Consider the following 9,683-nt stretch of genomic DNA (forward strand, 5'->3'; position numbering starts at 1 on the left):
ATCCCTATAACGTTGGCGAAGTATTTCTTTGCGTACCATAGGTATCTCTCATAGTCTTCCCCGCTGAGTTCATCTGCCCACACTTCCTTAAATACACCGTAGGAGCCGAATGCATCACAGGTGAGCAGTATCTTCCAGCTGGTTATGTAGGACATTATCGTCTCAGGCCAATGGAGCCATGGCGTGTGATAGAATATTATTTTTTCATCATCGAACACTATTTCCTCCCCGTCTTTAACAGGCCTGAACTTCATTGAGACGCTGTAGAATGATTCAGCCATATTCTTAACCAATGGGTGACCGAGCACTATTGGATCCGCCTTTTCAACTAGTGTTTTAAGTATCCCAGAGTGATCCGGCTCCATGTGGTGTACAACTATATACCTAACATCCCTTAAGTCAACTATGTTTCTAAGGGCTTCGAGAAACTCATTTCCCAGCCCCATCTTCCAGGTGTCAAATACTATTGCACCTTCATTACTCGTGTAAACATAGGAGTTATACATTATCCCCTCAGGTATCTCCCATAACCCTTCAAAATACTTGGTGCTTGTATCTTTGAAGCGTAACAGGTATAGGTTGCTTGTTAACTTAGATACATTATATTCCATCATGTTATCATCCATAAGCAGGGTTAGTTATCAATGTCTCTCAGGAAGATTTTAGAATGATTTCAGAATAAAAAATAATTACTTTTAGGTTTAGGGTTTCGCGGCTCTTTCAAGCCAGGAGCGCGCTTCCTTTACTTCTTCGGGCGGTACCTTTCCTTCCTCGTAGCATAGCCACCAGTCGAAGCACTTATACTGCTTAACCCTCTCCTTTGCTTCCTGTATCGTTGAGGCTGGTGGAACGATTAATCCATCCCCGATTAATTCATTGTTAGGCCATCCAGCTGGCACAGCCCTCTTATACTTATCGTTCAACTGCAACGCTTTTACCAGTCTCAGTATTTCATCTATGTTGCGCCCAGTCTCCTGTGGATAGTAAATTACAGCCCTTATGATGCCGTTTCCATCAATGATGATTACTGCCCTAACGGTATGTGTAGCACTTTGAGCGTGAAGGAACCCGAGCCTCCTCGATACTTCACCATTAGGGTCAGCTATTATTGGGAAGGGTATTTCAACGCCTAGTTTCTCCTGGATCCACTCAATCCACTTGATATGGGAGAAGACGCTGTCAACGCTTAGCCCAAGTAGCTCAGCATTCAGTTTCTTAAAATCCTCGTATCTCTTTGTGAATGCCACGAACTCAGTGGTACAGACCGGTGTGAAGTCGGCTGGGTGGCTGAATAATACGAGGTACTTACCCTTATAGTCATCGGGGAGCTTCTTCTTGCCATGCGTGGTCACTACTTCCATCTGAGGGAATGGTTCGCCTATTAATGGGATTTGCCCAGGCATTTACACCACCGAATTCATAAAATATACTATAATGGTTTATAAATTTTTCCATATATAATCTTTATTTAATCAATTATTTAACATCTAATACTTCATAGAGAGATAATACACCCTTATTTGAAAAATATAATCCAGGTGTAAACATGAAGACTATAAAATGCCCCTGGTGCGGCTTCATGGGTGAGCCAGGGGAGTTTCTGTATATACAGGAAGCCACATTATATTACACTGGAAAAGGCGTGGATAGGGAAGAGCGGGAGAGACCATTGATGGTGGTGTGCCCCGGTGTAGAGAGGGCTTCTATCTTGAATCACCATATTCTAAGCTACTTGAAAAACAAGGGACTATGGAAAAATTTATTAATATGTAATCATTAATATGGGCATATAAATGATCACATGATCGGGTATCAGTATGAAATGACAGAGGTGTACACACCTTTGACAACACCATATGAGGTGCATCAGAGCGAGTCATTATTCTCCTTGTTCATGCCATTCAATGCCCAGGTGCGTGACCCTATATATGGCTATATAGACTACGTGAAGGGATTCGAGGATGAAGTCATAGACTCATGGGTCCTGCAGAGACTTAGATATATCTATCAACTCCAAGTGGCCCACATGATCTACCCTGGTGCAACGCATTCAAGGTTCTCCCATTCGCTTGGGGTCATGTATTCATCCTATAAGTATACGTCATTCCTCATAAGATCTACGATAGCCTCAAATATTTCAGGTAGCTATAAGAAGGAGTTGGCCGCGCATCAAAAGGAGTTAATATATGCGTCGCGGCTACTCGGCCTCTTACATGACATAGGTCATGGACCATTCAGTCATGCTTTCGATAGATACGTGTATAAATCGAAGGACTTCCTGGAGTATAGGGTAGGGAATCATGAGGTAATGGGGTATCTGCTCTACCGTGATGTCTTAAGGGACATTATTGAGAAAACATTGATGAGGGAGCGTGAAAGAATACAGGTTGATCCAGAGCTACTTATACGCATACTGGATGAAGGCTTGAAGCCTCCCAAGGGGATGAGGGAATTCACGGATCTCTACGTCAATGGACTTCTCAAGGACAGCGACTTCTATGATCCTCGTACAGTTGAAGGATTGAATAATATTGTAAGACTTGTTGTAAGGGATTATGTGTATACCAGTGATATAATGGATTACCTCCGAAGAGACAGTTATTTCACTGGTGTACCTGTTGGGGAGATCAATGATGATTGGATAATAAGGAACTCCTATATTGTTGAGAAAGATAATACATTAATACCAGCAATATCTACGAAAGCGCTTGATGAAATAGCAAGACTGTTTGACGCGAGGAAGATAATGTATAAAAATGTATACCTTCACCCAGTCAACCAGGCTTTCATCGAGACTGTTGGGCTTCTTCTTCAATGTGTTAAAAGCGATATAATAGAGATCCTTTCAAGGATTATAGAGAAGGGTGATGCGATAGCCTACCTCGCTTTAACCGATCACTACATGTATTCACTCTTCAAGAAACTCCTGGTGGAGAGCCCTGGTAAACTGGAGTGCGAGAACAAGGAGCTAGCTAGAAACGCGCTGGAGAGCTTATTCATTAAGAGGAAACCCCTGTGGAAAATGGTTAAACGAATATCGATAGATCTCAGGAAAGCCGGCCATTTATACGGCAGATTCGGGGATGCACTGCAGAGACGCATAGAGGAGGAGATATATGGTGAGATATCTAGTTGGCTACGAGATAAGAATATAGGGCCTGACGACTTGAAGATAATATTTGACAAGATAGATGTGTATCCATCAGCTGGAGCCGAGGTATTAAAGACTATAGAAGTGGTTGAGCTTAAAGACGGAAGGGTAATAGAAGCCTACTCTAAGTCCCTCGAGGAATTTGCAAGAGAGTCCGGGTTAATACCCGAGGCATTGATCACGGTGTATGTGAGCAGGTTAAAGTACAATGAATTATCTGGTGAGGAATTAAGGAAGATCAGTGAGATAGCTGCCAGGATAATCGAGGACGCAGTAAAGGGTACATTCAACGAAGCCCCTGAAACAAGCTAGTGCCCTTGACAAGTTTTATTTTGTTCCACTTATATTCAGAGAATAAAATGCCGGCTTAATGATGGTGGGTTATTTAATGAAGGTATCAATATTGTTACCAACATACAATGAGAGAAAAAATATAGGTATACTCATTCCTTTAATAGATAGTGTTCTAAGAGGTGAGGGGATCGAATACGAGATCATTGTCATAGACGACAACAGCCCCGATGGCACAGCCGAGGAAGCTTTAAAGCTTTCATCCAGGTTCAACGTCAAAGTCCTTAAGAGACCTGGTAGACTTGGGTTATCCTCAGCCATTCATGACGGGGTTAGATATTCCAGTGGTGAAGTAATTGTAGTCATGGACGCGGATCTACAACACCCCCCGGGATACATCCCCATGCTTGTCAAGAGGATAGGTGAGTGCGATATCGTCGTGGCTTCGAGATATATACCTGGAGGGAGAAGTGAGGGTTTTCCACTCGTTAGAAGAATTATTTCAAGGGGCTCAATTCTACTTGCCCATCTAATAGTCCCGGGAACCAGAAAGGTGAGAGATGCCGTAAGCGGGTTCTTCGCTGCTAAGAGGAGTGTTTTATCTAGGTGGAGGCTTCTGGAGCCCTACGGTTACAAGGTACTTGTTGAGATTCTTGGAGAGCTCCAGGATGTAAAAGTATGCGAGGAGCCCATAGTATTTAAAAAACGTGAAAGGGGGTCTTCGAAGCTTACGGTTAAGGTTATTCTCTCATATATTAAGACAATCTACAGGCTGAATCCACGCGTATTCCTAGGCTACGTGTTATTGACTTTGACTATAGTGTTGCTTCTCTCAATAACACTGCTAGCTATATAGCTATGTTTTTATTTTGGTTAGATTGTATCTTTCAAGATACTGAGTTAACCAAGCATTAACGAGGATGTAGTTAATGAGTGGAAACACAGAGTGGCTTTTACAGGGGGGTTATAAGCCCCGGGATGTCGAGGAAAAAGTACTTGGATTCTGGGAATCCATGAATATTTACAGGCTCGTTAAAAAGGAGAATGAGTCTCATACTAAGAGATTCAATTTCATTGATGGCCCACCCTATCCCTCAGGTGAAATACCGCATATTGGCACAGCATGGAATAAGACGCTTAAGGATGCCGTATTAAGATACAAGAGGATGAAGGGTTTTAGAGTATATGACATACCCGGGTACGATTGCCATGGACTACCAATAGAGGTAAAAGTAGAGCAGAAACTCGGTGTAAGTGTTAAGAAGGAGATCGAGGAAAAGATAGGTGTCGAACGCTTCATAGAGGAGTGTAAGAGGCTTGCCCTCTCCAATGCTAAGGCTATGACTAAATGGTTTAAAGAACTCGGTGTCTTCATGGACTGGGATAATCCATACCTGACTCTGAGAGACAAGTATATCGAGGCAGAGTGGTGGCTCATAAAGAAAGCTCATGAAGCCGGACTTCTTGAAGAAGAATATAGGGTAGTGCATTGGTGCCCTAGGTGTTCGACAACCCTGGCGGAGTACGAGTTAGAATACCAAGAACTAGAGGATCCAAGCATATATGTGAAGTTCAAAGTTGAGGGCAAGGAGAACGAGTACTTGGTGATTTGGACGACTACGCCATGGACTCTCCCAGCCAATACCTTCGTGATGATTCACCCTGATGAAGACTATGTAAAAGCCGTGGTTGGCGGAGAAACATGGATCCTAGCCAAGAAGAGACTTGAAGCAGTGATGCGTGAAGCCGGTGTAAAGGAATACCAGGTCGTAGAGGAGGCGAAGGGGTATCAGTTGGTCGGGTTAAGATATAGCCATCCACTCACCGATATCGTGCCTCTACAGGAGAAGCTGAGGGAATACCATGTAGTATTGCCGGCCCCGGAGTTCGTGACAATGTATGAGGGTACAGGGTTAGTGCATGCTGCGCCAGGTCATGGTTTCGAGGACTTCATTGTAGCTAGGAGGAATAATATCGAGTTTGTTGCAAGTCCGATCGATGATGAGGGCAGGTTTACTAGTGAGGCGGGTAAATATGCGGGTCTTCATGCTAGGGAAGCCAATAACGTGATAATAGAGGATCTAAGGGCTAGAAACGCGCTTGTAAACGCGTCAACCATAGTGCACAAGTATCCTGTGTGCTGGAGGTGTAAGACACCAGTTGTCATGAGGGCTACGAGGCAATGGGTGATTAAAGTATCCAAGCTGAAGGAGAAGTTGAGAGAGGAAGTGAATGGTGTTAAATGGATCCCTGAGTGGGCTCGGAGCAGGATAGAATCCATGATTGATAACCTGCAGGACTGGTTGGTTTCAAGGCAGAGGTATTGGGGTACCCCGCTACCTATATGGGAATGTCCGAACAAGCATAGAATAGTTATCGGGAGCATCAGGGAGCTGCTAGAGTATGGTGGTGAGAAGCCAGAGGAGCTCCATAGACCATGGATTGATAAAGTAGTTTTAAAGTGTCCCTACTGTGGCTTAGAGATGCATCGCGTCCCAGACGTTATCGACGTGTGGCTTGATAGTGGTGTAGCATTTTACGCTGCTAAAGGACATCCAGGAAACTTGAGTCTTGAAGATATAATACTAGACTTTATAGTAGAGGGACACGATCAGACCAGGGGATGGTTTTTCTCCCTGTTAAGGGCCGGTGTTCTAGGCTTTAACAAGTCTCCATATAAGATAGTGCTGGTCCATGGCTTCATGTTGGATGAGAAAGGTAGGGAGATGCATAAGAGCCTAGGGAATTATGTTGGCACGGATGAGGCAATCGCCAAGGTTGGGAGGGATCCGCTTAGACTATGGCTGGCTAGTAACACGATATGGGAGGATGCAAGGTTCTCGTGGAAGAGCTTGGAGGACGCCTTAAAGGATCTCTCAATACTGTGGAATGTAGCAGTATTTGCATACACCTACATGAGCTTGGACAGGTTTAACCCAGGAGAATACAGCCTAGAGAAAGTTGCCGGGTACTTGAGAATAGAGGATAAGTGGATACTTAGCAGGATAAACACGCTTATTAAGAAAGTCACGGAGCTAATGGATTCATATGAGCTATATATAGCCGTAAGGCTGATCAGAGAGTTCTTTATAGAAGATCTTAGCCACTGGTATATAAGGTTGATTAGGCCGCGTGTATGGGTCGAGGAAAACACCGGTGATAAACTGGCAGCTTACGCGGTGTTATACTATGTGTTAGATAGGGTTGTAAGGCTATTAGCGCCATTCACCCCATTCATATCCGAGTATATTTATCAGGCGTTAATGAAGCCTGTTTACGGAAAGCAATCAGTACATCTTCTTGAATTCCCAGAGACAGATTCAAGCTTAATAGATGAAGGGTTAGAGAAGGAGATGGATATATTGAGGAAAATATATGAGACAGCTGGAGCAGCCAGGATGAAGCAGGGTATAAAGTTCCGTCAGCCAGTTAAGAGGCTCATAGTGTATACAGACCGGAAGGAAATAGTTGAAGCCGTATCTAGAAACATGGAGCTTGTAAAAGCCATCACGAATTCTAAGGAAGTGTTAGTCGAACCCCTCAGGCTCATGGGTGAAATAGTTAGGTATAAGGTTGAGCCAGTATACAAGAGTATTGGTCCAAGGTATAAGTCCCTCACTAAACAAGTATTGAGATACATTGAGGAGAACCAAGAGAGAATAGCCTTTGACATACTTAACAATGGTAAGCATGAGGCAGATGTAAACGGGTTGAGAATAATTTTAACAAAGGATGATGTAGTGATAACGCCCTACTACATCGAGGGGTATAGTGTAGAGGATGCCGAGTGGGGCAGTGTTGCGATTGACACAGTGTTAAGTGAGGGGGAGATAGCGGAGGGAATAGCCAGAGATCTCGTCAGGAGGATACAGGTGATGAGGAAAATGCTTAACCTACAACTTGATGCAAAAATCAAGACAACCATAATGACCCCACCCGACAAAATGCAACTCGTTGAGAAAATGAGTAGTTATATTATGAATGAAACTAGGAGCATAGAGTTGAAGATCATGCCAGGCTATAATGGAAGAGACTCATTGAGGGGCTTCACTCAGTCATGGGATATAAATGATGAAGAATACATTATAGGGATTGAGGTAGTATGAGTGTTAATATAAATATAGAGGGTTTAATCGATAAGGCAAAGCCATTTCTCAGTAATAGCTATGCACCCTATAGTAATATCCACGTTGCTGCAGCCGTCTTAACAGACAAAGGCAACATATATACCGGGGTAAACGTTGAGAACGCAAGCTATGGTTTAACAATATGTGCTGAGCGTTCAGCCATCTCAGCAATGGTTGCAGCTGGTGAAAGGAGACCTGTTGCTGTAGCTGTTGTAACAGACATGGATAACCCAATACCGCCATGCGGAGCATGCAGGCAGGTTATAGCAGAGTTTAATCCAAAGGCATTAATCATAATGCATAGCGTTAAATCAGGGAAGACAATTGTGAAAAACCTTGAAGAACTCTTCCCGCAACCATTCATCCTTGAAAAGTAGCTTGTTTTTCAGCCACCACGAGGATATTCCTTGTTAAACTAGGCTTACCCGGGTTCTCTATGAAATACCTGCGCTCCAATATCGTAAAGCCTGCTTCACCTACATCTTTTAACAGCTCGTCAAGGGTGTAGAAGTAGTAGAAACGCTTTCCATCCCTTGATGAAAGCATAAACCCGTCGCCACGCTTCTCAAGAGGTATCTTGAACTCGAGGGGGGACCAAACCGTTAGCACGAGGATTCCGCCCGATCTCAGCAACTTAGCAACATTCCTAAGCACTAGAAGCCTGCATTCTCTATAAGGTATATGATGTAGTGATGCAAGCATTAGAACAGTGTCAAAGGATGAAGCCTTGAAGGGAGGTGAGAGCATGTCTCCTTTAACAATTATTGTCTCTTCATCCAGCTCTGGTTTAAACCACTCAGCATCGTATATTAGGTCCAGTAAAACCACATTATCCACTCTTCCATAGGCTTTGAGATCCCATAGGTAAAAACCAGGGCCAGCACCGAGATCCAGTACTCTGCCTCTTGCAGCCTTCAGTATCCACTTATTCCTCCATCCAGTACTCCTGTATCTCCCTATATTCCTGAAGAAACCCGCTGTCTCCTCTATTATTTCACGGGTTTTTTCACCACACTCCTGTTCCATATTTTTCACTACTACTTAGGTTTATCATGGAAGTCAAACAAGCTTTTTCTCTTGGCTTGCTGAACAGTTCCAGCTCCTAACCTTACTTCCGGCTTGAAGCCTGCTGGCTCCACCTCTATCTTCTCCATTTTCACGGTATCTACCTGTAGTGAGCCACGTAAGAGGCCTTCGACCAGATTCTTGAATTTATTGAACTCCTCTATATCACACTCCTGTTCCCGTACCTTAGAGACATGGTTTATGGGATCACGTTCTAGCATTATCTTGCAATCTCCTATTTCTTTCAATAATTCATCATGTGTTACGACTATTACTTGTCCTTCTAGATCCCCTATTTTACGTAGTACCTCACTAAGCCTTTTAACAAGCTCCTGGCTGAAGCCTGTTGTTGGCTCATCTAGTATCAGGACGGTTTTCCTCAGGAATGGCGAGTATGTTCTTACTGTAGCGTTTAAGGCGAGCCTGTATGCTAGGCTGATGGCTATGTTTTGCCCACCGCTGAGTGATGATATAGTGTAGATTCTACCACCTATCCTTATTTTCGGCTCTATTGTGAAGTCGTCTCTTATGCCTACTTCCACTGGTTGCCCCTGTAATAATGTATCTAGTATCATATAGAAGATCCTTCGGAATTCCGAGACCATCTCTAGTGAGACTCTTTTTTCAACCTCGTCGACTAATTTATCTAGTATATTCATCGTCGTGTCCATCCATTCATGGAATTTCTTCTCATCCTCGAGTTGTCCCAGTTCATCCTCTTCTTTCTCAATGTCTTGTATCTCTAATTCAATGTACTTAATTGATTTCTCAGTCCCAGCTTTTTCAGCAATTAATCCCTCCAGTTTTTCCTTGGCTTCACGGTACTTGTCTTCGAGTTCATGTATGATGCTTATAGTGTTTTCTTTCTCACTATTGATTCTGGCTAATTCTTCTTCCAGGCTTCTAGCCTCGGAGATCTCCTTTTCTATTCTTGAAGCCTCATCTACCAGGCTATTTATCTTTTCAGCAGTGTGCTTAAGACTTAGTAATTCCTGTAAAAGTCTTGTTGAATCTCTTCTCACTTTGTCCAGTTTTTCCTCTACTTCCTC

Annotated in this window: 8 protein-coding genes and 1 pseudogene; 5 read left to right on the forward strand and 4 right to left on the reverse strand. The window is 43.4% G+C overall.

Going from position 1 to position 9,683, the window contains the following annotated elements:
- Both ACP5N5_RS03715 and ACP5N5_RS03720 read right to left on the reverse strand, forming a co-directional pair.
- A partial coding sequence (locus ACP5N5_RS03715; protein ID WP_428133072.1) for an MBL fold metallo-hydrolase occupies positions 1-614 on the reverse strand: 614 nt, incomplete at its 3' end.
- A gap of 87 nt (positions 615-701) precedes the next feature.
- Positions 702-1,403 carry a peroxiredoxin gene (locus ACP5N5_RS03720; protein WP_428133075.1) on the reverse strand — a complete coding sequence of 234 codons (702 nt, stop codon included), beginning with the start codon at positions 1,401-1,403 and terminating at the stop codon, positions 702-704.
- 143 nt (positions 1,404-1,546) lie between these two features.
- Between ACP5N5_RS03720 and ACP5N5_RS03725 the strand changes: the two genes are divergently transcribed.
- The 5 genes from ACP5N5_RS03725 to ACP5N5_RS03745 all read left to right on the forward strand — a co-directional run bounded on the left by ACP5N5_RS03725 (position 1,547) and on the right by ACP5N5_RS03745 (position 7,946).
- Entirely contained in the window at positions 1,547-1,780 is a 234-nt protein-coding gene (locus tag ACP5N5_RS03725; protein ID WP_428133078.1) for a hypothetical protein, read from the forward strand.
- Between the two features lie 42 nt (positions 1,781-1,822).
- Positions 1,823-3,463: an HD domain-containing protein gene (locus ACP5N5_RS03730; RefSeq protein ID WP_428133081.1), complete on the forward strand. Its 1,641-nt coding sequence runs from the start codon at positions 1,823-1,825 to the stop codon at positions 3,461-3,463.
- Between the two features lie 76 nt (positions 3,464-3,539).
- A complete protein-coding gene (locus tag ACP5N5_RS03735) occupies positions 3,540-4,298 on the forward strand; it encodes a polyprenol monophosphomannose synthase (protein ID WP_042667449.1) in 759 nt (252 codons plus the stop codon).
- Positions 4,299-4,371: 73 nt separating this feature from the next.
- A complete protein-coding gene (gene ileS, locus ACP5N5_RS03740; RefSeq protein WP_428133085.1) occupies positions 4,372-7,548 on the forward strand; it encodes an isoleucine--tRNA ligase in 3,177 nt (1,058 codons plus the stop codon).
- Positions 7,545-7,946: a cytidine deaminase gene (locus tag ACP5N5_RS03745; protein WP_012608275.1), complete on the forward strand. Its 402-nt coding sequence runs from the start codon at positions 7,545-7,547 to the stop codon at positions 7,944-7,946. The genes ileS and ACP5N5_RS03745 overlap by 4 nt, the downstream gene beginning before the upstream one ends.
- Here the strand turns inward: ACP5N5_RS03745 and ACP5N5_RS03750 are convergent.
- Positions 7,930-8,595, reverse strand: a complete 666-nt coding sequence (locus tag ACP5N5_RS03750; protein WP_428133088.1) for a class I SAM-dependent methyltransferase — start codon at positions 8,593-8,595, stop codon at positions 7,930-7,932. The two genes, ACP5N5_RS03745 and ACP5N5_RS03750, sit on opposite strands and share 17 nt — an antisense overlap.
- Before the next feature lie 11 nt (positions 8,596-8,606).
- Positions 8,607-9,683 (reverse strand): annotated as a pseudogene (locus tag ACP5N5_RS03755) (AAA family ATPase); the annotation flags it as partial.

The sequence above is a fragment of the Desulfurococcus sp. genome, from assembly GCF_049970475.1.
Classification (GTDB): Archaea; Thermoproteota; Thermoprotei_A; order Sulfolobales; family Desulfurococcaceae; genus Desulfurococcus; species Desulfurococcus amylolyticus.

Coding starts and splice junctions, on each gene's coding strand:
- ACP5N5_RS03720 (WP_428133075.1), bottom strand. CDS start 1,403: ATGCCTGGGCAAATCCCATTAATAGGCGAACCATTCCCTCAGATGGAA.
- ACP5N5_RS03725 (WP_428133078.1), top strand. CDS start 1,547: ATGAAGACTATAAAATGCCCCTGGTGCGGCTTCATGGGTGAGCCAGGG.
- ACP5N5_RS03730 (WP_428133081.1), top strand. CDS start 1,823: ATGACAGAGGTGTACACACCTTTGACAACACCATATGAGGTGCATCAG.
- ACP5N5_RS03735 (WP_042667449.1), top strand. CDS start 3,540: ATGAAGGTATCAATATTGTTACCAACATACAATGAGAGAAAAAATATA.
- ileS (WP_428133085.1), top strand. CDS start 4,372: ATGAGTGGAAACACAGAGTGGCTTTTACAGGGGGGTTATAAGCCCCGG.
- ACP5N5_RS03745 (WP_012608275.1), top strand. CDS start 7,545: ATGAGTGTTAATATAAATATAGAGGGTTTAATCGATAAGGCAAAGCCA.
- ACP5N5_RS03750 (WP_428133088.1), bottom strand. CDS start 8,595: ATGGAACAGGAGTGTGGTGAAAAAACCCGTGAAATAATAGAGGAGACA.